21 protein-coding genes are annotated in these 24,569 nt (G+C 42.1%); 15 read left to right on the forward strand and 6 right to left on the reverse strand.

Translation table 11 applies throughout. From position 1 onward, the window contains the following. Positions 1–15: 15 nt before the first annotated feature. Positions 16–1,596, reverse strand: a complete 1,581-nt coding sequence (locus BKK48_RS01400) for a peptide ABC transporter substrate-binding protein (protein WP_077426435.1) — start codon at positions 1,594–1,596, stop codon at positions 16–18. Between the two features lie 30 nt (positions 1,597–1,626). After that, on the reverse strand, positions 1,627–2,001 hold the full coding sequence (locus tag BKK48_RS01405; protein ID WP_077426436.1) for a YbaN family protein: 375 nt from the start codon (positions 1,999–2,001) through the stop codon (positions 1,627–1,629). 114 nt (positions 2,002–2,115) lie between these two features. Here BKK48_RS01405 and prlC point away from each other — a divergent pair, with 114 nt between their 5' ends. Next, entirely contained in the window at positions 2,116–4,155 is a 2,040-nt protein-coding gene (gene prlC / locus BKK48_RS01410) for an oligopeptidase A (RefSeq protein WP_077426437.1), read from the forward strand. A 175-nt stretch (positions 4,156–4,330) separates the two neighbouring features. Here the strand turns inward: prlC and fabB are convergent, their stop codons facing one another. Further along, a complete protein-coding gene (gene fabB / locus BKK48_RS01415) occupies positions 4,331–5,551 on the reverse strand; it encodes a beta-ketoacyl-ACP synthase I (protein WP_077426438.1) in 1,221 nt (406 codons plus the stop codon). 179 nt (positions 5,552–5,730) lie between these two features. Between fabB and mnmC the strand changes: the two genes are divergently transcribed. From mnmC to BKK48_RS01430, 3 genes are all read left to right on the forward strand, one after another. Further along, positions 5,731–7,740 carry a bifunctional tRNA (5-methylaminomethyl-2-thiouridine)(34)-methyltransferase MnmC2/FAD-dependent 5-carboxymethylaminomethyl-2-thiouridine(34) oxidoreductase MnmC1 gene (mnmC, locus tag BKK48_RS01420; protein WP_077426439.1) on the forward strand — a complete coding sequence of 670 codons (2,010 nt, stop codon included), beginning with the start codon at positions 5,731–5,733 and terminating at the stop codon, positions 7,738–7,740. Positions 7,741–7,884: 144 nt separating this feature from the next. Beyond that, positions 7,885–8,064 (forward strand): hypothetical protein, encoded by a 180-nt coding sequence (locus BKK48_RS01425; protein ID WP_077426440.1) that lies wholly within the window; start codon positions 7,885–7,887, stop codon positions 8,062–8,064. Further along, entirely contained in the window at positions 8,057–8,341 is a 285-nt protein-coding gene (locus BKK48_RS01430) for a type II toxin-antitoxin system RelE/ParE family toxin (RefSeq protein WP_077426441.1), read from the forward strand. Before BKK48_RS01425 ends, BKK48_RS01430 begins: the two co-directional genes overlap by 8 nt. A 42-nt stretch (positions 8,342–8,383) precedes the next feature. Here the strand turns inward: BKK48_RS01430 and mfd are convergent, their stop codons facing one another. The 3 genes from mfd to BKK48_RS01445 form a co-directional block, all read right to left on the reverse strand. Further along, positions 8,384–11,824, reverse strand: a complete 3,441-nt coding sequence (gene mfd, locus BKK48_RS01435) for a transcription-repair coupling factor (protein ID WP_077426442.1) — start codon at positions 11,822–11,824, stop codon at positions 8,384–8,386. Positions 11,825–11,916: 92 nt separating this feature from the next. Then, complete coding sequence (locus BKK48_RS01440) at positions 11,917–12,096, reverse strand: DUF5363 family protein (protein ID WP_077426443.1); 180 nt, start codon at positions 12,094–12,096, stop codon at positions 11,917–11,919. Then, the gene (locus BKK48_RS01445; protein WP_077426444.1) at positions 12,093–13,943 is read right to left on the reverse strand and encodes a tRNA(Met) cytidine acetyltransferase TmcA; all 1,851 of its coding nucleotides are present in this window, start codon (positions 13,941–13,943) and stop codon (positions 12,093–12,095) included. Before BKK48_RS01445 ends, BKK48_RS01440 begins: the two co-directional genes overlap by 4 nt. Positions 13,944–14,208: 265 nt before the next feature. Between BKK48_RS01445 and BKK48_RS01450 the strand changes: the two genes are divergently transcribed. The 11 genes from BKK48_RS01450 (at position 14,209) to BKK48_RS01500 (ending at position 24,549) form a co-directional block, all read left to right on the forward strand. Further along, entirely contained in the window at positions 14,209–15,195 is a 987-nt protein-coding gene (locus BKK48_RS01450) for a mannose/fructose/sorbose PTS transporter subunit IIA (protein WP_077426445.1), read from the forward strand. Between the two features lie 11 nt (positions 15,196–15,206). Continuing rightward, positions 15,207–16,001: a PTS mannose/fructose/sorbose transporter subunit IIC gene (locus tag BKK48_RS01455; protein WP_077426446.1), complete on the forward strand. Its 795-nt coding sequence runs from the start codon at positions 15,207–15,209 to the stop codon at positions 15,999–16,001. A 10-nt stretch (positions 16,002–16,011) separates the two neighbouring features. Then, positions 16,012–16,845, forward strand: coding sequence for a PTS mannose transporter subunit IID (manZ, locus tag BKK48_RS01460; RefSeq protein WP_077426447.1), 834 nt, complete (start codon positions 16,012–16,014; stop codon positions 16,843–16,845). A 60-nt stretch (positions 16,846–16,905) separates the two neighbouring features. Then, a complete protein-coding gene (locus BKK48_RS01465) occupies positions 16,906–17,289 on the forward strand; it encodes a hypothetical protein (RefSeq protein WP_077426448.1) in 384 nt (127 codons plus the stop codon). Between the two features lie 114 nt (positions 17,290–17,403). Next, entirely contained in the window at positions 17,404–17,703 is a 300-nt protein-coding gene (locus BKK48_RS01470) for a type II toxin-antitoxin system RelE/ParE family toxin (protein WP_077426449.1), read from the forward strand. After that, the gene (locus BKK48_RS01475; protein ID WP_077426450.1) at positions 17,700–17,993 is read left to right on the forward strand and encodes an addiction module antidote protein; all 294 of its coding nucleotides are present in this window, start codon (positions 17,700–17,702) and stop codon (positions 17,991–17,993) included. Before BKK48_RS01470 ends, BKK48_RS01475 begins: the two co-directional genes overlap by 4 nt. Before the next feature lie 145 nt (positions 17,994–18,138). Then, the gene (locus BKK48_RS01480; protein ID WP_077426451.1) at positions 18,139–20,040 is read left to right on the forward strand and encodes an FTR1 family protein; all 1,902 of its coding nucleotides are present in this window, start codon (positions 18,139–18,141) and stop codon (positions 20,038–20,040) included. 18 nt (positions 20,041–20,058) lie between these two features. Then, on the forward strand, positions 20,059–20,577 hold the full coding sequence (locus tag BKK48_RS01485; protein ID WP_077415632.1) for an iron transporter: 519 nt from the start codon (positions 20,059–20,061) through the stop codon (positions 20,575–20,577). A gap of 111 nt (positions 20,578–20,688) precedes the next feature. After that, entirely contained in the window at positions 20,689–22,095 is a 1,407-nt protein-coding gene (locus tag BKK48_RS01490; protein ID WP_077426452.1) for a Fe-S-containing protein, read from the forward strand. A 2-nt stretch (positions 22,096–22,097) separates the two neighbouring features. Beyond that, entirely contained in the window at positions 22,098–23,429 is a 1,332-nt protein-coding gene (locus BKK48_RS01495; protein WP_077426453.1) for an ABC transporter permease, read from the forward strand. Continuing rightward, positions 23,416–24,549, forward strand: coding sequence for an ABC transporter permease (locus BKK48_RS01500; protein ID WP_077426454.1), 1,134 nt, complete (start codon positions 23,416–23,418; stop codon positions 24,547–24,549). Before BKK48_RS01495 ends, BKK48_RS01500 begins: the two co-directional genes overlap by 14 nt. The last annotated feature ends 20 nt before the right edge of the window (positions 24,550–24,569 follow it).

Consider the following 24,569-nt stretch of genomic DNA (forward strand, 5'->3'; position numbering starts at 1 on the left):
CTCAAGCGGGTATTTTTATTGCCCGATTTCCACTTTTCGCCATAGATCCTTACTATAAATCGCCCCAATCGGATTCTTCTGTGCCCCCATGACAGAGGGAGCGATATAAACCGGTGTGGTATATTGAAAAAGCGGAAGCAGCAAATTTTCTTGTTGAATAATCTCACTTAATTTTAAGTAAATATCTGACCGCTCTTTTGCTGATAAGCTTGCCAAGGCTTGCTCAAAAAGGCGATCATAATCAGGATTGGCATAACCACTTTTATTATCCGGACTTTTGGAATAAAACAAGCCTAAAAATGCAGCAGGATGATTAAAATCTCCACACCAGCCCGAGCGAATGATCTGAAAATCTGCCTTTGTCCGCTTTTCCTGTAATGCCTGCCAACTCGTTTCTCGGCTTTCTACACGCAATAAATCTGATTCGGATAACTGCTGCACTAAACGCTGGGCTATATTTCGATGAACCGATGCATCATCATAGGTTATCTGCAATATGAGTGGACGCTTTTCTGTAATCTGCGCCTTTGCCAGTAACTGCTCTGCTACCACCGGTTCCCAGCGTGAATCTTGCCCTTGTAACATCGCCTTGGGTAAAAAATAGGAACTGGGAATGGCATGAGGCATTTCATGCATCGTCATATTGGTAACCGAAACCAAGGAAGCAATGGCTTTTCTTACCAAAGGATTTTTAAGCTGTTTGTTGCGTAGATTAAATTCATAAAAATAACCACATAGTTGAGGAAAATATCGGGTATGTTCTGATATTTGATGAGGCGACCAAAGCACATCAAATTCGGACAATGAAGCCCCATTGTTGGTCACATAATCGTAGGGCACATAATCGACTTTTTTAAAGGAAACTGCATTTTTGTTCCAATAATAAGGATTTTTTATCAACTGTATGCCTGTTTCATCACGGAATAACAAACTATAAGCCCCATTGGATACCCATAAATCGGCATCACGATATTGTGGCAACAATGCAATATGAGCCAACATTTCCGGCAAATAAGGGGTCGGTTTATCGAGGGTGATCAATAAAGTGCGGTCATTTTCCGCTTGAATACCAAGATTTTTGAGTGGTAGCTTTTTCTCTAATACCGCCTTCGCCTCTTTTAAATTCAAATACAATAAATAAGATTTTAACGGACTTTCAGATTGCGAAAGGGCCTGCCAAGACAACACAAAATCTTGTGCTGTTAAAGGCGCGCCATTCGACCACCTTAGCCCTTCACGCAAAACAAAGGTCCAATGTTTATTGTCTTTCGTTTGCCAACTTTCTGCCGCACCCGGCACAATATTGCCTTGAGCATCATAGGCAGTAAGCCCTTCAAAAAGATCACGAATGAGAGAGGTTTGCTCTGTTTCCGTTACTTGCCAAGGATCTAAAACCATAGGGGAGGCCATACCTCGGGTTAATTTATCTCTATCGTAGGTTGGCGTTTTTGGCAGATTTTGCCCTTCCGTCATCACAGAAGGTGATGATGGCACTTGAGAAGACCTTGGGCTATTGAATTTATCGCATCCATTTAACGCTAAAATCGTGATAAAAATGACCGCACTTTTTAGCCCCAGCATGAATCTATTCCACATTTTGTTTTCTCTTTTTATTTGTTTTTCCCTTTATCTCTCAACAGGCTCTTCTTCAGTTTTCACCCAAAATAAGAAAAAACCATATTTTATGACAATCAGCAAAGCGATAATCGTCCGTCCTAGCACCGTTGGAGTAAAATAAAAACCAATCAATAAAATACCGGTGGCAAAGCTTAAAATCGACAATTTTGCTTTTTTTGTCATCGCTCGGCGCTCATTAAAAGATTTCAAATATTTTTGATAGATTGTCGTACTCAAAAACCAATTTTCTAAGGTTTTCGACCCTTTGGTGAAGAAAAATAAGGTCAGCAATAAGAAGGGTGTGGTAGGCAAAATAGGAAGAAAAATACCAATAATACCGAGCGTTAAAGAAAGAAAACCTAATAGAATATAAATATATTTCATAAGATGTCTGATGAGCCTAAATGCGAACCATTATTGCTGATTTTTTAGATTTTTCAACCTTGATATTATAGAATTCGCCGTCATATACCAAACAGTTTTAAAAAGGAAATCGCTATGTCAAACCCATTACTTAACATCCAAGGCTTACCGCCTTTTTCACAAATCAAACCCGAACATATTCAACCGGCCATTGAAAAATGCATTCAAGATTGCCGTGATACAATAGAACAGGTTTTAAATCAACCGCACTTGAGTTGGGACAATTTCATTTTACCTTTAACGGAAGTAAGCGATCGTCTAAGCCGTGCTTGGTCACCGGTTTCTCATTTAAATTCCGTCAAAAACAGCCCTGAGCTACGGGAAGCTTATCAAGCTTGCCTGCCTCTACTTTCCGAATACAGCACTTGGGTTGGGCAACATAAAGGACTTTACAATGCTTATCTTGCCCTCAAAAATAGCCCTGAGTTTGCCAATTACAATGTGGCACAGAAAAAAGCCATTGAAAATGCCTTACGGGATTTCGATCTTTCCGGCATTGGCTTACCTGAAGACAAACAAAAACGCTATGGCGAAATTTCAGCAAAATTATCGGAACTCAGCTCACAATTTAGCAATAATGTGTTAGATGCCACAATGGGCTGGGAAAAACTGATCGAAGATGAAGCCGAACTCAAAGGCCTTCCCGAATCCGCATTACAAGCGGCAAAACAATCGGCTGAAAGCAAAGGATTGAAGGGCTATCGTTTTACCCTTGAAATTCCAAGCTATTTACCTGTTATGACTTATTGTGAAAACCAAGCATTGCGTGAAGAAATGTACCGTGCTTATGTCACCCGTGCATCAGAGCAAGGCCCTAATGCCGGTAAATGGGATAATAGTAAGATCATGGAAGAAATTCTCAGCCTGCGTGTAGAATTGGCGAAATTACTTGGATTTAATACTTACACCGAGCTTTCCCTTGCCACAAAAATGGCAGAAAATCCGCAACAAGTGTTAGATTTCTTAGATAATTTGGCAAAACGGGCTAAACCACAGGGTGAAAAGGAACTGGCGGAGCTTAACGCCTATTGTGAACAAGAATTTGGCGTTACCAACCTTAAACCTTGGGACATTGCTTTTTACAGTGAAAAACAAAAGCAACATCTCTATGCCATCAATGATGAGGAACTACGCCCTTATTTCCCTGAAGATCGTGTGCTTTCCGGTTTATTTGAACTGATTAAACGCATTTTCAATATTCGTGCGGTTGAACGTTTTGATGTGGATACTTGGCACAAAGATGTGCGTTTCTTTGATCTTATTGATGAAAAAGATCAGCACCGTGGCAGTTTTTATCTCGATCTCTATGCCCGTGAGAATAAACGAGGCGGCGCATGGATGGATGATTGCATTGGTCGAAAACGTAAAGCTGACGGCACAATTCAAACCCCGGTGGCCTATTTAACCTGTAATTTCAATGCACCTATCGGCGATAAACCTGCATTGTTTACCCATGATGAAGTGACCACCCTTTTCCACGAATTCGGACATGGTATTCATCATATGTTGACACAAATTGATGTGTCTGATGTCGCAGGGATTAATGGTGTGCCTTGGGATGCTGTGGAATTGCCAAGTCAGTTTATGGAAAACTGGTGTTGGGAAGAAGAGGCATTGGCATTTATTTCCGGTCATTATGAAACGGGTGAACCTTTGCCAAAAGCAAAATTAGCCCAATTATTGAAAGCGAAAAACTTCCAGGCGGCCATGTTTGTCTTACGTCAATTAGAATTTGGTATTTTCGATTTCCGCTTGCACCATACCTTTGATCCGGAAAAAATCAATCAAATTCTTGATACCCTCAATGCGGTGAAATCACAGGTTGCCGTGATAAAAGGTGTGGATTGGGCAAGAACTCCTCATAGCTTCAGCCATATTTTTGCGGGAGGCTATGCAGCCGGCTACTACAGCTACTTATGGGCAGAAGTACTCTCTGCCGATGCCTACTCACGCTTTGAAGAAGAAGGGATTTTTAACCCAGTTACCGGAAAATCTTTCCTTGATGAAATCTTAACCCGAGGTGGTTCGGAGGAGCCGATGGAACTGTTCAAACGTTTCCGTGGACGTGAGCCACAGTTAGATGCCCTGTTAAGACATAAAGGTATCGCCAATTAATCACAATCAACGCCCTGAAAATTCAGGGCTTTTTTATAAATAAAGTGCGGTCATTTTTCAAAGAGATTTGTCAGTTCCACTTTTTTAAATTCTAATTGGTATGTTCTAAATTCAATATATAAAAAAATCGCACGTTTAACTAACGTGCGATTTTTCTTATTTCATCCGGTTTGGACTAACCATTGTAACGTTTGAAGATTAATGTGGCATTCGTTCCACCAAAACCGAAGCTGTTTGACATCACTGTTTGCAAACCGGCATTTTCTCTCGTTTCGGTGACGATATTGCAACCTTCCGCTGCTTCATCTAAGGTTTCAATGTTAATACTTGGTGCAATAAAATCATTATCTAACATTAATAAGGTATAAATGGCCTCATGTGCACCGGCAGCCCCGAGTGAGTGCCCGGTCATAGATTTGGTCGATGAAATGGCTGGCACTTTATCACCAAAGACATTTTTGATTGCACCCAATTCTTTCACATCCCCAACCGGTGTTGAAGTACCATGAACATTAATGTAATCGATTGGCGTATCCACGGTTGCCATGGCTTGTTTCATACAACGTTCTGCCCCTTCACCACTTGGAGCCACCATATCATAGCCGTCAGAGGTCGCCCCATAGCCCACGATTTCCGCATAAATTTTTGCACCACGGGCAAGAGCGTGTTCCAACTCTTCAACAACGACCACTGCACCACCACCGGCAATAACGAAACCATCACGGTTTGCATCGTAAGCACGGGAAGCTTTTTCCGGTGTATCGTTATATTTGGTGGAAACCGCCCCCATTGCATCAAACTCTGTGGCACATTCCCAAGATAATTCTTCTGCGCCTCCGGCAAAAACAATGTCTTGTTTGCCTAATTGGATTAATTCTAAGGCATGGCCAATACAATGGGCTGAAGTGGCGCAAGCAGAACTGATGGAATAGTTAACACCACGGATTTTATAAGGTGTGGCAAGACAGGCTGAAACACTGGATGCCATAGTTTTGGTTACCGCATAAGGGCCAATGGCTTTGACACCACGAGGTCCACGCACTGCATCACAAGCCACCAACTGGTTATGCGCAGAGCCTGTGCCTGCACCAATCACCAAACCGGTACGATCATTGGACACTTGCTCTTCTGTTAACCCGGCATCTTCAATGGCTTCACGCATAGAAAGATAAGCATAAGCCGCCGCATCGCCCATAAAACGGTACACTTTACGATCAATATGTTCGCTTGGATCTAATTTAATCGTACCCGCAACATGGCTACGCATTTTCATCTCAACAAATTCAGGCACGACTTCAATACCCGACTTCCCTGCTTTTAGAGAGGCAAGCACTTCTTCTTTGTTGTTACCAATACTAGAGATAATCCCAAAGCCTGTAATGACAGCTCTTTTCATTGCTTCTTCCTTTTGTTTTATAGGTCAAAATAACGGCTCAAAACTACTACGAAATAAAAATATTTCAAGCAATAGTTTATTTGTTAGACCAGTTAGGCATTCCCCCCGCCAACAAATTTCAATAAGCCCGAAAATTTCGCTATTATAAGCCAATTCAATCATGCAATAAAGGAATAAAAATGTTCAACGTTCAGTATGCCGATATTCACTTTAATGAAGAAAATACGCCGATTTCCAATCAATTTGATGATATTTATTTTTCCAATCAGGATGGATTAGCAGAAACCGATTATGTGTTTTTACAAGGCAATCGATTATGGGAACGTTGGCTTGCTGATGAAAACGCCCATTTTGTGATTGCAGAAACCGGCTTCGGTACGGGATTAAATTTTTTTGCGGTCACTACATTATTTCGACAATTTCGGCATCAATTTCCACATGCGCCTTTAAAACGGCTCTATTTTATTTCCTTTGAAAAATATCCTCTAAAACCGACCGCACTTCAGCAAGCGCATTTGGCTTATCCTCAATTTGCCGAACTCAGCCAACATTTACAACGCTATTGGCAATCACCGATTAAAGGCTGCCAACGCATTCATTTTGCAGAAACCACCCTTGATCTATGGTTTGGTGATGTGGCAGAAAATTTACCGCAACTTGGCGATTATATGAACGAACAGATTGATGCTTGGTTTTTAGACGGTTTCGCCCCGAGTAAAAACCCCGATATGTGGAACGAAAACCTGTACCACCTGATGTATCGTTTCAGCAAACCTCAAGGCACTTTTGCTACTTTCACGGCAGCAAGTGCGGTTAGAAAAGGGTTGGCATTAGCAGGTTTTGAGGTAACTAAACGTCAAGGGTTTGGCAAAAAACGGGAATGTCTGAGCGGGCAAAAAACACAGCCAAAATCGACCGCACTTTCCGCCCCTTGGTATCTGCCTCAATCGGCGACGATGAAAAAACAAGATATTGCGATTATTGGCGGGGGAATTGCCTCACTTTGTACGGCCATTTCGCTGCTTCAACGTGGTGCCAATATCACCCTTTATTGTGAAGATAAACAACCTGCGCTAAATGCTTCCGGCAATAAACAAGGGGCCTTTTATCCTCAACTGAGCGATGATAATCCCCTCACCATTCATTTTTATCTTCATGCCTTCACCTATGGCAAACAATTACTTGATTGGGCAATAAAACAAGGGATTGAATTTGAACACGAGTTTTGTGGTGTGGCCTTATGTGCCTATAACGAAAAAAGTACGGTCAAATTGGAAAAAATATCCCAATTAGGTTTGCCAAAGGAAATTTTTGAAATATTGGATGCTAAAGCCTTAACCGAAAAGGTCGGCTTGCCCTTTGATTGTGGTGGAGGGTTTATTTCCCAAGGGGCTTGGCTTGCCCCCCGCCAATTTGTGCAAAATGCCTTTTCATTACTTGAAAAATATGGGGTAAAAATCAAAACATCGCAAAAAATTACCGCACTTTCCCCTACCCACTCCGGCTGGCAACTACATCATTCCCCAAAAGACAGCACAGAACATGAGGTAGTAATTCTCGCCAACGGCTATAAAATTACTGATTTTAGTCAAACAGAAAAACTGCCTCTCTATCCCATTCGTGGGCAAGTGAGCCAAATCCCCACTTCCGAAAATTTACTGAAACTGAAATCCGTGCTTTGCTACGATGGCTATCTCACCCCCGCAGATCAAGCCAAAACCAGTCATTGTATTGGTGCAAGCCATATTCGGGATAATACAGATCGTCATTTTAGCGAACAAGAACAGCGGGAAAATCAGCAAAAACTTCAACAAAATATTGCACAAAGTTGGACACAAGAAGTGGATACCTCAGGCAATCTTGCCCGAACAGGTATTCGCTGTTCCGTGCGGGATCTCGCCCCAATGGTGGGTAATGTTCCCCACTTCGCCCAACAGTGTGAAAATTATCACAATCTGTTTAATCTCCGCCGCCGCCAACAACCCATTCCAAGTGCGGTCAATTTTCCCAATCTTTTTCTCTGTGCCGCCTTGGGATCACGCGGCTTAACCTCCGCCCCTTTACTTGGCGAAACCTTAGCCTCATTAATTTATGGTGAACCTTTGCCTTTAAGTGAAGAAATAATGCAAAATCTATCGGCAAATCGTTCCTGGGTGAGAAAGTGGTTGAAAGGGGCGGAGGTGAAATAGTGTTTTTACTTCCCAAAAACCAATAGCAAGCCTGGCCCCATAACAGATTAGATGATCGATATTAACTAAAGGGCGCAAGCCCTTTTTATTTGCTTAAAAAAATCACTCACGTTATAGTAGGAACATTTCCATAGGAGCGTGAAAATGTTTAAAGAAAAAGGCTATGATGAATTTCTCGCTGCAAGCATTAAACGTGGTGAAGAAGATCTTGCGACAGGGCGTGTTTTTACTTTGGAACAATCCAAACTACGTCTACAACAAACAATTGAAAAAAAAGCACAGGAGCTTGAAGCTGCCGAGCGTGAAATGTTGATTTATGGCTAATATTTTCTTTACCCAAGAAGCCGACCGCAACTTAAATGAGATTGTAGCAAACGTAATTGAATACACGGGTTATGAGATAACTGGAATTAAATTAGCCAACGATATTTTGGCTAAAATAGATGTAATTGCCTATATGCCCACTGCAGCTGGTAGAATTATTCAAGATAATCGGCGTGAAGCATTCTGTCGTGGTTATCGTATTGTTTACGATATCATCGGAGATGAAGTATATATTCAAACCATCATCCATTCCCGCCGATTATATCCCCGCTTATAATAGATGCCTATTCAAGTTTTTAGGTTGCCACGCTAATTTCTTTTATTCAACCAATCCCCTCACCAAATCCGTCACAAATTCCAACCGCACTTTATTTTCGGAAAGATCTTTTATAAATTTGAATTTTAATGGGCCGTCAAAGCGGTACACAATGGGTTCTTTTTGGATAAGTTGAAGAAATTTTTCCGGGTCAATTTTCGCATTAGGTGAAAATTCAATGAAACCGCCTTGAGTTCCTGCATCAATTCGTAGCACTTGTAGAGGCTCAACCAATAGACGCAATTCGGCAATTTGCAGTAAATTTTTCGTTGCTTCAGGTAGCAATCCAAAGCGGTCGATCAGTTCGACTTTTAATTCATCCAATTCTTGTTTAGTTTGTGCGGCGGCAATACGTTTATAAAAAGACAAACGCATATTCACATCGCCTAAATAGTCATCCGGTAACAATGCCGGAATACGCAACTCAATTTCTGCATGTTGTTGAGTTAATTCCTCCAGAGAAGGTTCTCGTCCTTCTTTTAAGGCTTTTACTGCCGCATCAAGTAATTCCATATAAAGGGAAAAACCAATGGTTTCAATTTGTCCGCTTTGTTCATTACCCAGCAATTCCCCTGCACCACGAATTTCTAAATCATGAGTGGCAAGAATGAACCCCGCACCAAGATTATCTAAACTTTCCAAGGCCTCAAGGCGACGCTCTGCATCTTTAGTCATCATTTTCAGTGGCGGGGTCAGCAAATAAGCATAAGCTTGATGATGAGAACGCCCCACTCGACCACGCAGTTGATGCAATTGCGCCAAACCAAAATGGTCTGCCCGTTCGATGATAATAGTGTTGGCCGTTGGCACATCAATTCCTGTTTCAATAATGGTTGAACAAACCAACACATTGTAACGTTGGTGATAAAAATCGCTCATCACCCGCTCTAACTCACGTTCACGCATTTGCCCATGCCCAACCACGACTCTTGCTTCCGGTACAAGTGCGGTCAGTTTTTCTGCGGCATTTTCAATGCTCGCCACATCGTTGTATAAATAATAAACCTGTCCACCCCGCAAAATTTCCCGCAAAATGGCTTCACGCACCACTAAATCCTCTTTTTGGCGTACGAAGGTTTTAATGCTTAAACGTCGAGCCGGTGGCGTGGAAATAATGGAAAGATCACGAATACCGTGCATTGCCATATTCAGGGTTCGGGGAATTGGGGTAGCGGTAAGGGTGAGAATATCAATATTGGCGCGTAACTGTTTAATCTTTTCTTTTTGACTAACTCCAAAACGATGCTCTTCATCAATAATCAATAAACCGAGGTCGTGAAATTTCACATCAGATTGAATGAGTTTATGCGTGCCGATCAAAATATCCACTTTACCTTCCGCAAGATTTTGCAAAATTTGTTTTTGTTCTTTCGCCGTTTTAAAGCGTGATAGCACTTCTACGTTCACCGGTAAATTCGCAAAACGATCTTTAAAATTTTCATAATGTTGTTGGGCAAGCAAGGTGGTCGGCACTAAAACGGCCACCTGTTTATGGTTCATCACTGCCAAAAATGCCGCACGCATCGCCACTTCGGTTTTACCAAAGCCCACATCACCACAAACTAAACGATCCATCGCTTTGGGTTGGCACATATCGGAAATGACAGCGTTAATCGCCATTTCTTGATCATGAGTTTCTTCAAAAGGAAAGGTGGCGGCAAATTGTTGAAATTCCTCACGATCATAATGGAACGCAAAGCCTTTTTTCGCTTCACGTTGTGCATAAACATCTAACAAATCCGCTGCCACATCACGAATTTTTTCCGCCGCTTTTTGGCGTGATTTCACCCAAGCCTCGTTACCCAGTTTATGGAGTGGCGCACTTTCATCAGAACCGCCCACATAGCGGCTAATCAAATGTAAGGAAGTCACCGGCACATAAAGTTTGGCCTCGTTAGCATAATTTAGGAGCAAATATTCTGCTTTCATCCCCCCTGCATCAAGGGTCACCAATCCACCATAACGCCCCACGCCATGATCCAAATGAACCACGGGTTGGCCGATTTTAAGTTCCGCCAAATTCCGCACAAGGGTATCCGGATTAATGGTTTTACGCTTATCACGCTGACGCTGTTGCACCCGTTCACCCAATAAATTCGCTTCACCAATAATAGCCAATGGGGAAGATTGTTCGATAATAAAACCCTGCTCAAAGGTACTCACCAACAAACTCAATTTTTCTTGTTTAGCCTCGGCGAGAGAGGGAATTTGTTTCGGTTTAATTTTTAAGGGTTGAAGCAAATCAAGCAAAGTTTCCCGACGCCCTTCCGTTTCCACGGAAAACACAATATTCCCGTTAAAATGTTCAATAAATTGACGAAGTTGCCCTAGCGGCTCTTTTTGTTGTGATTGAATGGCAATCGCCGGTAATGGGCTTACCGGTAAATTTTTCTGACGTACCGATGACCGCACTTTTTCATTTTTCAGCGTAATGCGAGGATAGGCTTTCAGTTGGCGATGGAGTTCATCAAGGTGTAACCATAAACGTTCCGGGGGTAATAAAGGACGCATCGGATCCGCTTTGCGTTGTTCATAACGTTGTTTCGCATCTTGATAAAAACGCTCTCCCTTAACCTGATTAGCCTCCATATCCACCAACAAGGTTTGTGCCGGAAGATAATCAAATAAGGTTGCCATTTCGGCAAAAAATAGCGGTTGCCAATATTCAATACCGGAAATTAACGTGCCTTTGCTGATTTGTTGATAAATATGTTCCGGATCACGGCGGATTTCACCGAAGGTTTCTCTAAATTGCGTGCGGAAAAATTCAATCCCCTTTTCATCTGTTGGAAATTCCTGAGCCGGCAAAAGATTTATGGATTGAATTTCATCGAGTGTGCGTTGCGTATCCACATCAAAAGTGCGGATAGAATCAATTTCATCATCAAAAAAATCTAACCGAAAAGGCAAGCTACTGCCCATTGGGAAAAGATCGAGCAATGAACCCCGTAGCGCATATTCACCATGTTCCAGCACTTGCTCTACGGCGCGATAACCGGCGGCGTCCAATTGTAAGCGCATCTTGTCAATACTTAAGCGATCCCCTTTTTTAATCAATAACACATGGTGCTGTAAATATTGCGGTGGGCAAAGGCGTTGCATTAAAGTGGAAATCGGCAATAAAAAAATGCCTTTTTTCGCATTCTGCAAATGAAAAAGCGCACTCAGACGAGAAGAAATAATATCTTGATGAGGAGAAAAGGTATCATAGGGTAAGGTTTCCCAATCTGGAAACAGTGTCACCTCTTGTTCGCTTAATTCCGATAAAAGCTCTGATAAACGCACTGCAGTGCGGGTATCCGGTGTGACCACCACCGTCAAATGCGGGTGATGCTGAGCCATTTCGCTAATAGCTAATGCATCAGCGCCCGATAAGACATTGCCTAAAATTTTGTGGTCGTTTGGGGAGGAAGGAATATCGAGTTGGAAAAAAGCGGTTTTCATGAATAATGCGTCAATTTCTAATAAAAAATTGACGCATAGTTTACTGAATTAAAAAAGGGGATTCAAGATGAAAATCTGTATAAAAAAACAGGTTATTTTTTAAAGAGTGAATCTTCTTTACATAAATTGCCGTTTTTATCTTCTCGCATTTTTGGCACACCACAACAGCTTGGCGAATCAAGATCGTAGGTTTTAAGAAAATTATCATATTTTTCTAAAGCCTGTTTAAACCATCCTTTTGGTTTCTCGGTATTTTCTGTTGGTGTTGTCATAAAAGTTCCTCTAAGTATTGTTTAATTTCTAAACGAAAACATTCTACGCTTTTTTTCTTATTAAAGGGAAGCGCTTTTTTGCTGAAATAGTCGGAAAGTCGTGGAAAATAACGCTTGCCCTGTGCTTTCAACAAACGGCGAATAGCAGGGGTTGAAGAAAATAAGGTGCGATGAAAATAAGCAAACGTTTTTAAATGTTGCCAATCTTCCTCATTAAGCGACCAATCCACTTCCCCCAGCCATAGCGTTTCAGCCAAAGGATGCGTTGATAGCCCCAGATCACGTTGAAATTGTCGCTGTGCGGTTTCCGTAAAAACCATCCCCGCTTCCGATATGCCCTTCAACGCAATGGCAGAATAGCAACCACTACTGGCTTCCTTGTGTTCCCCCAAATGTACCAATGCAAAACCGCATTTTTGCCAAAAATTTGCCAGATCTTTCGTATACCCAAAGCTGACGGAAAGAAAATCCACCGCCGATGATATAGAATTGACTAATGCCTGCCCTATCCCTTGCTGTTGCCAATGAGGCTGCACTGCAATGCGCGAAATACGCAGTGAACGCAATCGGCAAGCCTGAGGAAAATTGCCATGAAAACATAGCGCTTGTGGAACGAGATTGCCTCTGGGGCGGCGAATTCCCTGCTGAATTTGTTCAATAAGCGCCTCATCATTCATTCTGCCTTCTTCCAATGCCCAAATTGCGCCAATCAGTTGATGTTGATCTGAGGCGAGGTAAAAACGTTGTCCTTCTCCATCAAACAAACGACGTAAATCAATCGGGGAAGTTCGATAATGGGCTAATGTCATCAAACCATAAAAAGATTCCGGCGAGCGGATAAGCTGCGCTTGTTCGATTTCATCAATCCGGATATTGGGCTTTGTGTGATAGGCAATTTGCTCAAATTTATCTTCGGCATCCAACAACAAAAGATCTTCAATAAAATGTTCGAGGGGGTCATTTTTTTCCCAACGCAAAGGCTGATAAAGCTCAAAGTGTTGAAAAGTGCGGTCAATTTTTTGCTTAAATTTTAATTCAAAACCACGACCCGTGCCCTCATAGCTGTGAATTGTAGTGCTAAAAACAATATGGCGAAAATGTTGAGAAAATTGCTGTAATAAGGCTAAGGGGATCATTGCTACTTCATCCACGAAAAGCCAAGCACTTTCAGAAAATGAGGCATCTTGTTGTAATCGTTGGATTAATTCGTCAGGCGCAATAAATTCAATCTTTCCTTTGGCAAAACTATACAATGTATTGACCGCACTTTTATTGGGGGCGGTGAGGTAAATCGGTTCATCAATTCGATTAGCCAGCATACCTAACAAAGCAGATTTTCCCCGCCCTCGTTTTGCCGTCAAAAAATAAAGATCACACTGCCTTTGTAAAATTGCCTCAATAATTTGTTGCTGTTCATCCGTCGCCTGCTTTTGCTTTTCTTCATAACTAAAAATGGGAGGAAAACTGACCGCACTTGCTTTTTGTAAAATCGGGAAATGAGAGCGTGCGATACATTGTTTGAAGTGATGAATAAAATGGGGTGTGCAAATCACCGACTGATTTCCGTTCCAACGAAGGCTATCCACATCAGGCTGTTTTTCTAAATCTTCCCAAGTGGAAAGTAACAAACAGAAAGTTCCCCCTCTTTTTAGTGTTCCACTTGCAATGGCAAGGGACTCTAAATGAATACCCTGTCTAGCATCAAATAAAATATGTTCAAATTCTTGTCCCAATAAATTCTCGGCTTTTGAAAAAGGCACACCCTGCTCTCCAAGTATTAAAACCTGTGGAGGTAAGGCTTGAGGAAGCACATCTGAAATCAAAACAAAGCATTGGCGAGTTAGCATAAGGGATCCTTATCATCATTTCCGTGCATTTTAACGAAATTTTTATGTTCCACAAAACCTCATCCATATTGACCGCACTTTTCTTTACAACACGCATCATAGGCTTTCTAATAGGCTTTCTAACAGGCTGTTTATTTTGGCATCATGGTGAATAAATTTTGATCTAACGCATAATTTGATAGGGTTATACTTTGACCATATTGAATTGCCCCTGCTTTTACACTATGCTTTCACCGTTTTTTTGTAACCTTAGGAGTAGTACCCAATGATTCAAGTAATCGTTGCCGCTCACGGCAAACTTGCCGCAGAGTTGGTAAACTCTTCTGAAATGGTGTTTGGCGAAGTGGAAGGTCTCCACGGCGTCACATTCGTTCCGGGAGAAGGACAAGACACCTTGGTGGAAAAATATGAAGCGATTATCGCAGAATGTGATCCCGCCGATTCGGTGTTATTTTTGGTCGATTTATTCGGCGGCAGCCCTTATAACGCTGCGGCTCGAGTGGCGGCAAAACGCCCACAAGATGATATTGTCACCGGGGTAAGTTTACCGATGTTGTTGGAAGTGTTGGATGCAAAAGACGATGCCAAATCAGCAGAAGAACTGGCCGATACTGCAAAAGAAGTGGGTGTGATGGCAGTGAAAAGCTATCGCAAACCCGATGAAACCGCTTCCTTTAACTCAGCAGAAGAAACTGCGGTCGCCTCATCAGAAGAAGCGCAACCAGAAGAAGACAATACACAATATGATCCGAACGGTCGTATGAGTGTGAACCTGTTGCGAATTGATGACCGTTTAATCCATGGTCAAGTGGCAACATCTTGGGCAAAAGCGGTGAAATGCGAGGCGATTTTTGCTATCAGTGATGAAGTGGCGAATGATGAACTTCGCAAAGAATTGTTACTCCAAATTGCCCCTCCTCATTTGAAAGCCTATGTGATTTCGGTGGATAAAGCGATTAAGGTGTATAACAACCCGAAATACGCCAGCCGTAATATCTTAATGTTAGTCACCAAACCGGAAGATGCGGTGCGTTTAATTGAAGGTGGGCTGCGTATTGATACCATCAATGTTGGGGGAATGACGCACAAAGAAGGCAATAAACAACTTTCTGATGCGGTCACCGTTAATCCATCGAATGTGGAAGCATTCAAAAAATTACTTGATATGGGTGTCAAACTCTCACTTCAGAAAGTGGCCGCCAATAAACCGGTTGAGCTAACCCGTGAAAAATTAGATTCAATTAAATTTTAGGAGAGCCTTTTATGTCAACAATGGAACTCATTTTAGTCGTACTGGTTGCGGCAATCTGCGGTATGGGAAGCGTGTTAGATGAACGTCAAACCCACCGCCCACTTTTTGCTTGTACCATGATTGGTTTGGTTTTAGGTGATCTTGAAACCGGTATCATTCTTGGCGGTACATTAGAGATGATCGCCCTAGGCTGGATGAACGTAGGTGCGGCTATGGCACCGGATGCCGCATTGGCAAGCGTTATTTCAGCGATTTTAGTCATCAAAGGCGGACAATCCGTGGGTACGGCTATCGCTATCGCCGTCCCCGTGGCGGCAGCGGGTCAAGTATTAACTATTTTTGTTCGTACTTTAACCATTTTCCTACAACACAAAGCCGATAAATTTGCAGAACAAGCCAACTTCCGTGGCATTGAGTTTTGTCACTTTGCCGGTCTTTCCCTACAAGCCTTACGGGTAGCACTGCCTGCCTTAGCCGTAGGTTTAGTGGCGGGCACTGATACGGTAACCAGTGCATTAGATGCGATCCCTGAAGTGATCACCCGTGGTTTACAAATTGCCGGTGGTTTCATTGTGGTGGTCGGTTATGCCATGGTTATCAACATGATGCGTGCAGGGGCGTTAATGCCGTTCTTCTTCCTTGGTTTCGTTATTGCTTCCTTTACTAACTATAACCTAGTTGGATTAGGTATTTTAGGTACCTGCTTGGCGATGCTTTATATCCAATTAAATCCTCGCTTTAACCAAGCCGCAATGCCTGTTGCAAGCCAAAAAAAATTAGCCGATAACGAATTAGAAGGTCTATAAGGAGCGCATTATGTCAGATCAAAAAGTGACACTTACTAAAGGTGATATTTTAAAAACCTACTTCCGTTCAACGTTCCTTTTAGGTTCATTCAACTTTGAACGTATGCAATCAATGGGATTTTGTGTTTCGATGATCCCAACCATCAAACGTTTATACAGCAAAAAAGAAGATCAAGCGGCGGCATTAAAACGTCACCTTGAATTCTTCAACACCCAACCTTGGGTGGGTTCCGCCATTATGGGCGTTACCGCCGCCATGGAACAGGAACGTGCCAACGGTGCAAAAGATGTGGATGATGCGGCAATCAGTGGGGTAAAAGTGGGCTTAATGGGACCACTTGCCGGTGTGGGTGACCCGATTTTCTGGGGAACATTACGCCCTGTTTTAGCGGCACTGGGTGCCGGTATTGCCTTAACCGGTAGCATTTTAGGCCCACTTTTGTTCTTTATTTTAATTAACGTGATTCGTGCCCTAACCCGTTGGTATGGGTTCAAATACGGTTATGAAAAAGGGACAGAAATCGTTTCTGATATGGGTGGTGGCCGTTTACAAAAAATCACTCAGGGCGCTTCTATTCTGGGTCTCTTTGTGATGGGCTCACTCGTTTCAAAATGGACCAGTATCAATGTGCCATTAGAACTCACCCGTTATAAAAATCAACTTGGTGAAGAAGTCGTCGTTACCCTTCAAGGCGTATTAAACGATCTGCTTCCGGGCTTACTCGCCTTATTGCTCACTTTCTTATGTATGTACTTATTGCGTAAAAAAGTGAATGCGATGCTCATTATCTTTGCCCTATTTGGGGTGGGGATCTTAGGTTACTGGGCGGGTATCCTTGCCTAATACTTGAAAAATCAAACCATAAGGGCGTATGATAACGCCCTTATTTTTTAGGAAAACATAATGAAATTTAAAGACTTAATACAAGCACCGCCGAGTGAAACCTACATAAAAAACAGCTCTCGCCTCGTTTCCGGCCTCTTTATTATCGGCGGATTACTTTATTATCCCACAAAGGGTTATGGCACCCTCATCGCCTTAGCCTTAGCACTTATTATGTTATTCGGTCAAAAAATGTTGCTCACTCAAGCCAATAAAGATTTCAATGATATGTATCAGGCAAAACAATTTTTTGAACAAACGCATAATGTTGATTATCTACGTTTTATCATGGCCCGTTCCGAACAAATGCTAAAGGATAATAAAGTCCTGTCTGATAAAGCAAAACGTGAAATTCAGCAATTGAGGGATTATTCTGAAGAAAAATTGGCGAGTGAAAACCACTAAAAAAATGACCGCACTTTGAGCTATCCCTCAAATGCTTATAATTTGTTAACCACAGTTTACACTTCAAGCTAAATTATTTAGAATAGCTCCCTAAACATCAGCCCTATTTTCCCCATGACTGTTCAAATAAAAACCACTTTAACCTTTGATAACTGGCTAAGTAAACTAAAGAATATTCGTGCAAAAGCGAAGATTAATGCACGGATCAAACGTTTACAATTTGGCAACTTTGGGGACATTAAAAGCGTCAATGATGGTATTTTTGAGCTACGCATAGATGAAGGACAAGGCTACCGAATTTATCTGAAAAATCAAAATGGTGTTCTGATCTTTTTACTCTGTGGCGGAGATAAATCCACACAAGAACAAGATATCAAAAAAGCAAAACAACTTGCGAAGGAGTTAGGATTATGACTGAACAATTAAAAGATTTTGATATTGCTGAGCATCTCACTTCCGAAGAGGAAATCCAGCTTTATCTCAACGAAATTTTACAAGAAGAAAATGTTGAGCTTATTTTATCCGCACTGGGGGATATTGCTCGGGCCCGTAATATGAGCCAAATTGCGCGTGATGCCGGAATGAGCCGTGAAGGGCTTTATAAAGCATTATCTGGTTCAGGTAACCCAACTTTTGCCACTGTAATGAAAGTGATGAAAGCGCTCAATCTGAAATTTCAAGTTCAACAATCCCACTTCGCTTAAATAAAAAGTGTGGCCAAATCAACCGCACTTTGAGCTTCCCTAAAACTTGACCTACATCACAAAACAGTGAAATCGCTATTGAGATTTTTTCTTATTTAGAGATAATACGATTCTAAATAAGAATAAATTGCATTTGGATAAATTAATGTTTTCTATTATACGCGGTGGTGTGCTATTCATTACCCTTTTCTTTTCCCAATTCACCTTTGCACAAGATAATTATCAGCAATGGGTCACTGATATTACTGAACGGTTAGATAAAACCGCCACACTTCTTCAACAAAATCGTCCTGATGATGCCCGCACAGAAGTGCAAATGGCCTATTTTGAAGTCTTTGAGAATTTAGAAGGCCCTATCCGCATTAATTTCTCGGCACAAAAAAGTTATCAAATGGAAGCCACTTTTGGTGAAATTCGTAAGATGATTGGCGAAGGCAGACCCATTGATGAAATCCAAACCAAAATTAATGGGCTAAAACAAGCCTTACAAGAGGTCTTACCTGCTCTAGCAGAAGGCCATCAACTCAATGCCGATGGGCAACACAATGTCTATCAAAATGATCAAATTTTACCTTACTGGCAACAAAGCTTTAAAACCATTGATGATCTTGTGGCACAAGCCATTGAAGCTTATGAGCAAGGTAATTTTGCCAAAGCCAAGCAATCATTCCAACAAGCGCAATATGACGGCTATAAAAATTCAGAAATGGAAATGGCGGTGCGTACTCACCGTTCTTCCGAGCAATCCGCCGCCATTAATCAACAATTCTACCATTTAATTCGTTTAAGCGAACAAGCAGATCAAATGACGGAAATTGCTTATCAAAGTACCAATCTTCTACAAGATATTGAGGCATTATTACCGGCACTCCCTACCACTCGAGAAGAGCAAAATCAACCGGATAGCTCAGCACAATCCATGGAAAATGAGCAACAAGATTGGCAACAAATTGCCGATCAAGTTAATCAAGGTATTCAACAAGCCATTTCACTGTATGAAAAAGGCGAACAGAAAAAAGCCATTCTTGCGGTACAAGACACCTATTTTGATGTGTTTGAAAACAGTGGTATGGAAAATAAAATCGGCTCTCGTGATAGTAACTTCAAAGCCGAAATTGAAGGCTATTTCACCCGAATGGTTAGCCTAATGAAAGCCAACCAAGGAGACAAATTACAACCTCAGGCAGAAGGGTTAGCACAAAATTTATCCAAAGCAGTGGGGATGTTACAAGGCGGAGAACAAAGCGATTGGTCGTTATTCTTATACAGTTTGTTAATTATTCTACGGGAAGGTTTAGAAGCGCTACTTATTGTGGCGGCGATTGTGGCCTATCTCGTCAAAAATGGTCATCAAGATAAACTACCGACTATTCGTCAATCCGTTTATGTTGCTTTGGTGGCAAGTGTTATCACTGCGTTTATTTTCCAATTGATTTTTGAAAATTCCGGGCAACATCGGGAATTATTGGAAGGCTTCACCATGATGATTGCCGTCGTCATGCTTTTTATGATGAGTTACTGGTTGCTTTCCAAAGTGGAAGCGCAAAATTGGAAACGCTATTTAGAAGGCAAGCTCTCCACGGCGTTAACAGCAGGCTCTTTAGCCAGCTTATGGCTCACCAGCTTTCTAGCGGTTTATCGTGAGGGGGCGGAAACCGTTTTATTCTATTATGCCTTAGCAAGCGATGCCAAAAGTGCGGTCGGTTTAGTTTATCTTTTTGCAGGTTTTGTGGTGGGGGTTATCCTACTGGCTATTTGTTACTTCATTATGCGATATAGCGTGGTAAGGCTTCCGCTTAAACCGTTTTTTATGTTCACCGGCACCTTTATGTATGTGATGGCCTTTGTTTTTGCCGGGAAATCCGTCTTGGAATTGATTGAAGGAAAATTATTTGAGCCAACCCTCATTAACGGCATACCGGAAATTGCTTGGTTGGGCATTTACCCTTATGTGGAAACACTCGTTCCACAAGGCATTTTAATCATCGCTGCACTTTTTGCCTTTGTGGTTATGAAATACCAAAGCAAAAAAGCAGCTTTACGTTAAATCTTAGGAGATCTTAATATGAAAAAAGCACTCATTGCGACTACTCTCGCAGCCGGTTTATTCGCTGCAAGCGCACAAGCCTTTACCGAATACCCAATCGGCGAAGCCGTAACAATGAACGATATGGAAATTGCCGCTGTTTATCTCAAACCTATTGATATGGAACCGCGTGGTATGGGCTTACCGGCAGCCAAATCGGACATTCACTTAGAAGCGGATATTCACGCCGTAAAAGGCAATAAAAATGGCTTTGGCGATGGCGAATGGATGCCTTATCTCACTATCAATTACACTTTAGTGAATACCGATACCGGCGAAAAACAAGAAGGCACCTTTATGCCAATGGTAGCAGGTGACGGCCCACATTACGGGGCAAACGTCAAAATGATGGGCGTAGGTAACTATAAATTAACCTATCATATCGATCCGCCATCAAAAGCAGGTTTACACCGTCATACGGATGGCGAAACCGGCGTAGGTCGTTGGTGGAAACCTTTTGATGTGAGCTATGAATTCAAATTCACGGGTATTAAATAATTGTTTTACAATGTGCGTGAATAGCGGATATTCACGCACAAATTGATACATCTAGGTCACAAAACAACCTATTGTGCCAACCGATTTTATCACCATGATATTTTTTAACTTATGACTTACTTTTTCGTTTTTCTGCTTCAATCACTCTTACCTCTTTCCATTTTACTCGGTGCCTCTTGGGCAATAAAACCGACAGCACCGCCGGCAAAAACGATCATTTGGCTAAGTCTTTTGGGGTTAATAAGTGGTGTGGCACTGCGTTTTGGCTTGCCTAATAGCCAAATTGTCAATCTGAGCCTGACGCTTTTTTTTCTCAGCGCATTTTTATGTTTTGCGCTCAGTCAATGGGTAAACTTTCCTAAATTGCGTTTAGCTTGGCAATTTATCTTTATGTTGATTGCAGGTGTAACTTGGGCGAACGATCCCAATATCACCGCCCTCACCAATACAGATATTATTAACACAGACTTTATTTTAAATCTCAGTGCCGTCATTTTCGGGGTCATTTTATGTTTTGCCGTTGCAATGTGGATTTACTTTTTAGTGAAGCAACAACAAAAAACAACGGGAAAATCCACCGCACTTTTTGCGCTGACATTTCTACTTTGGTTTGCCTTAGTCATACCGCTTGTAGGCGAACTTTTCCTTATTTTGATGAAATTACAAATCATCGATCTCACCAAGCTACGGTTAAGCTTTGTAGCAAAATCAGGGGCGATCACCGGTTGGCTTAATACCCTCTGTCTTGCGGTGATGTTCGTCAATTTAGGCATTTTTATCTTCCAAACACACCTTAAACGTAAGTTACACGCCCAAATTGAGCAAGATCCTATTGAAAAACGCAAAAAATTAGCCTTGGTGCAAATCTCAAAACGTCTAATTAATTGGGGCGCATTGGCAATGATTTTTATTGGTGCAAGCCAACTTTACTGGGAACAGGTTGCTTCACGCCCACCGCAACTGTCGGAAGCCATTCCTGTTACACTCGATCAAGCCCAGCAAGTACATATTCCGATTGAGCAAGTCAAAGACGGTAAACTCCACCGCTTTGTTTGGATTGCCGATGATGGCAAAGCCGTCCGCTTTTTTATTATTAATCGCCAACCGGCTAAACTCAGTCTTGCTGCCGTTTTTGATGCCTGCTTATTATGTGGCGATCAAGGTTATGTGATGCAAGGCAATCAAGTGGTCTGTGTCGGCTGTGGGGTGCATATGTTTATTCCGTCCATTGGCAAACCGGGGGGATGCAATCCCGTGCCGATTGAAAATTGGCAACAAACCGACAATGCACTCATTATTCCCCGCTCCTCATTAGAAGACGGGCTTAATTTATTCAGCACCATTGTAGAAATTGAGGTGCAAGATCCCATTAGCGGCAAAACATTAAAGAACACCCAAACGGAGTATAAATACAGCGTTGAAAACCGTACTTATTTCTTTGAAAATGAAGAAAATCTCGAACAATTCCGCAATCAACCTGAAAAATATTTAAACCGTGGAAATGAAAAAGAGGAATAACAATGTTAGCAAGAATGTTATTTCAATCTTGGCGTTTTGGCCTCAAACGGAAATTACTTGCCATCATCACCCTTTTTTTAGCCGCAGGGTTGGTTTCTGCCCTGCTTGCCGTTTCCATTGATATTGGCGATAAAATGGCAAAAGAACTGAAATCTTATGGTGCAAACATTTTGATTGAGCCGGCAAGCAACGCTGCATTACCCGATGAACTCAATGCCAATATTTCCCTTTCCGGTCAAGATTTTATTGATGAAAAAGAACTCCCGAATATCAAAGATATTTTCTGGCGGAATAATATTGTCGGCTTTGCTCCTCAATTAACGGCGAAAGTCAATGCTTCCAAAACAGCGGAAAAAAACACCGCACTTTCCGTCTCTGTCAGCATTTTAGGAACATTTTTCGATCATCAAATAGCCATTCCCGATGAAGAGGATTATCACACCGGGCAACGTATCATCAGCCCCTATTGGCAGGTGCAAGGTAATTGGGTGAATGATGAAAATGACGATTTCGGTGAGACCATTCCCGTCCTTGTGGGCCGGCAACTTGCCAAGGTGAACCACTGGGAAATAGGTGATATCCTTTATTTAAACTATCAAGAAAAGGATTTTTCCGCTCAAAGTGCGGTCAAAATTCAAGGGGTTTTAACCACCGGTGGTATGGAAGATAATCAAATTGTGATGCCGTTAAGTGCAGCCCAAGCCTTATTAGGAGTAGAAGGCAAAGTGCAATCGGTGAAAGTGTCTGCGCTGACCGTGCCGGAAAATGCCCTCTCTCGTAAGGCTCGAGCCAATACCGATGCCCTTGATGCAGAAGAATATGATCGTTGGTATTGCACAGCCTATGTTTCTTCTATCTCTCATCAACTGGAAGAAGCCGTTTCCGGCGCCATTGTACGCCCAATTTGGCAAGTCGCCGCCTCGGAAGGGGTGGTCATCAGTAAAATTCAATTATTACTTTCGGTGGTCACTTTGGCAGCAGTTATTGCGGCGGCTATGGGTATCGCCTCACTGATGAGTTCAAGCATCATTGAACGCAGCAAAGAAATCGGTTTAATGAAAGCCTTGGGGGCTTACCCATGGCAAATCATGCTATTGTTTTATTGTGAAGCCTTATTGAGTGCATTGATTGGCGGTATATTAGGCTGTTTAGCCGGCTGGGGACTCGCCAAATTTATTGGTGCGACCCTTTTCGGTGCACCGCTGAGTTTTACTTGGATCGTCATTCCTTGCGTGCTTATGCTTTCCATTCTCATTGCCCTCATAGGCACTTGCTTCCCGGCTCATCGCATTGCCAAACTTTATCCTGTTGAGGTGCTTTATGGTAGACAATAAAAGCATGTTTTGGCGATTAATTTTCCGTGCACTGCGCCTGCGTTTACAACGGGTAATGATTATTTTCACCGCATTAACTGTGGGCGCAAGCATTGTTACCGCGATGGCAGCAGTATATTTCGACATTAACACCAAAATGAGCCAAGAACTCCGTACCTTTGGTGCTAATTTCTATATCGGCTCGACAAAAGGCGAAATGATTTCGGTAAGCCAAATTGATGACATTCTACAGAAAGCCCCACAAGGGTTAATCACCGCAGCCAGCCCCTATCTTTACGGTGTGACACGCAGCGAATTGGAAAAAATTGTCATTATGGGCGTTCGTTTTGCCGATATGCGGGTTTTAGCGCCCTATTGGCAAATTAGCGGCTCGGCAATTAATGTGGATTTTGATGATCGCAATGCCATGATCGGCAAAACCCTTGCAGAACGGCTTAATTTAAAAATCGGCGATAAACTCCAACTTTCTAAAAATGCCGTAGAAAAACATCAATTTACCATTAAAGCTATTGTAGAAGCCGGTGATGCCACGGACAATATGCTCATTGTCAATCTTGATTTTGCACAAAATTGGTTAGAAAAAGAAGGGCTTGCCAACAATGCCCTACTCAATGTCAAAAATGAATTGGGGCAAGTAGATCAGTTTGCAGAAAAAATCATGCAGCAATATCCCGAGCTTACCGCCCGTCCTATTCGTAAAGTTTCCGCTTCTGAAGGGCAAATTTTAGACAAAATAAAAGGATTAATGGGGCTGATTTCTTTGGTAATTTTAGTATTAGCCACCCTTTGTGTGAACACGACCTTGGTTGCCATTGTGGGTGAACGTGCCAAAGAATTCGCTTTGCAAAAAGCCCTGGGGGCAAAACAATCGGATATTATCAAACAAATCTGCACCGAAATTCTGATCATCGCTACTTGTGCTATTTTTATGGGATTCATGCTCGGTTATTTGCTGGCGCAGATATTAGGTTTAACGGTTTTTAAATCTTACATTGATATGCGTTTACCGGTTTTCCCGATTACGATCGTGCTCGCCTTACTGGTTGCCTTTATCGCCGTCATTATTCCAACACGCCGTGCATTAAGTATTCAAACAGCCAATGTATTAAAAGGCGAATAAGCCTTGTAAATAGCGAATAT

This window comes from Rodentibacter heidelbergensis, assembly GCF_002000125.1.
Taxonomy (GTDB): Bacteria; Pseudomonadota; Gammaproteobacteria; order Enterobacterales; family Pasteurellaceae; genus Rodentibacter; species Rodentibacter heidelbergensis.

Excerpts from the sequence above, each read along its gene's own strand:
- BKK48_RS01440 (WP_077426443.1), bottom strand. The coding sequence starts at position 12,096 with ATGACAACACCAACAGAAAATACCGAGAAACCAAAAGGATGGTTTAAA.
- BKK48_RS01430 (WP_077426441.1), top strand. The coding sequence starts at position 8,057 with ATGGCTAATATTTTCTTTACCCAAGAAGCCGACCGCAACTTAAATGAG.
- BKK48_RS01445 (WP_077426444.1), bottom strand. The coding sequence starts at position 13,943 with ATGCTAACTCGCCAATGCTTTGTTTTGATTTCAGATGTGCTTCCTCAA.
- fabB (WP_077426438.1), bottom strand. The coding sequence starts at position 5,551 with ATGAAAAGAGCTGTCATTACAGGCTTTGGGATTATCTCTAGTATTGGT.
- BKK48_RS01400 (WP_077426435.1), bottom strand. The coding sequence starts at position 1,596 with ATGTGGAATAGATTCATGCTGGGGCTAAAAAGTGCGGTCATTTTTATC.
- BKK48_RS01495 (WP_077426453.1), top strand. The coding sequence starts at position 22,098 with ATGTTAGCAAGAATGTTATTTCAATCTTGGCGTTTTGGCCTCAAACGG.
- mfd (WP_077426442.1), bottom strand. The coding sequence starts at position 11,824 with ATGAAAACCGCTTTTTTCCAACTCGATATTCCTTCCTCCCCAAACGAC.
- BKK48_RS01470 (WP_077426449.1), top strand. The coding sequence starts at position 17,404 with ATGACTGTTCAAATAAAAACCACTTTAACCTTTGATAACTGGCTAAGT.
- BKK48_RS01480 (WP_077426451.1), top strand. The coding sequence starts at position 18,139 with ATGTTTTCTATTATACGCGGTGGTGTGCTATTCATTACCCTTTTCTTT.
- BKK48_RS01465 (WP_077426448.1), top strand. The coding sequence starts at position 16,906 with ATGAAATTTAAAGACTTAATACAAGCACCGCCGAGTGAAACCTACATA.
- BKK48_RS01500 (WP_077426454.1), top strand. The coding sequence starts at position 23,416 with ATGGTAGACAATAAAAGCATGTTTTGGCGATTAATTTTCCGTGCACTG.
- manZ (WP_077426447.1), top strand. The coding sequence starts at position 16,012 with ATGTCAGATCAAAAAGTGACACTTACTAAAGGTGATATTTTAAAAACC.
- BKK48_RS01490 (WP_077426452.1), top strand. The coding sequence starts at position 20,689 with ATGACTTACTTTTTCGTTTTTCTGCTTCAATCACTCTTACCTCTTTCC.
- BKK48_RS01450 (WP_077426445.1), top strand. The coding sequence starts at position 14,209 with ATGATTCAAGTAATCGTTGCCGCTCACGGCAAACTTGCCGCAGAGTTG.
- mnmC (WP_077426439.1), top strand. The coding sequence starts at position 5,731 with ATGTTCAACGTTCAGTATGCCGATATTCACTTTAATGAAGAAAATACG.
- BKK48_RS01475 (WP_077426450.1), top strand. The coding sequence starts at position 17,700 with ATGACTGAACAATTAAAAGATTTTGATATTGCTGAGCATCTCACTTCC.
- BKK48_RS01455 (WP_077426446.1), top strand. The coding sequence starts at position 15,207 with ATGTCAACAATGGAACTCATTTTAGTCGTACTGGTTGCGGCAATCTGC.
- BKK48_RS01485 (WP_077415632.1), top strand. The coding sequence starts at position 20,059 with ATGAAAAAAGCACTCATTGCGACTACTCTCGCAGCCGGTTTATTCGCT.
- prlC (WP_077426437.1), top strand. The coding sequence starts at position 2,116 with ATGTCAAACCCATTACTTAACATCCAAGGCTTACCGCCTTTTTCACAA.
- BKK48_RS01405 (WP_077426436.1), bottom strand. The coding sequence starts at position 2,001 with ATGAAATATATTTATATTCTATTAGGTTTTCTTTCTTTAACGCTCGGT.
- BKK48_RS01425 (WP_077426440.1), top strand. The coding sequence starts at position 7,885 with ATGTTTAAAGAAAAAGGCTATGATGAATTTCTCGCTGCAAGCATTAAA.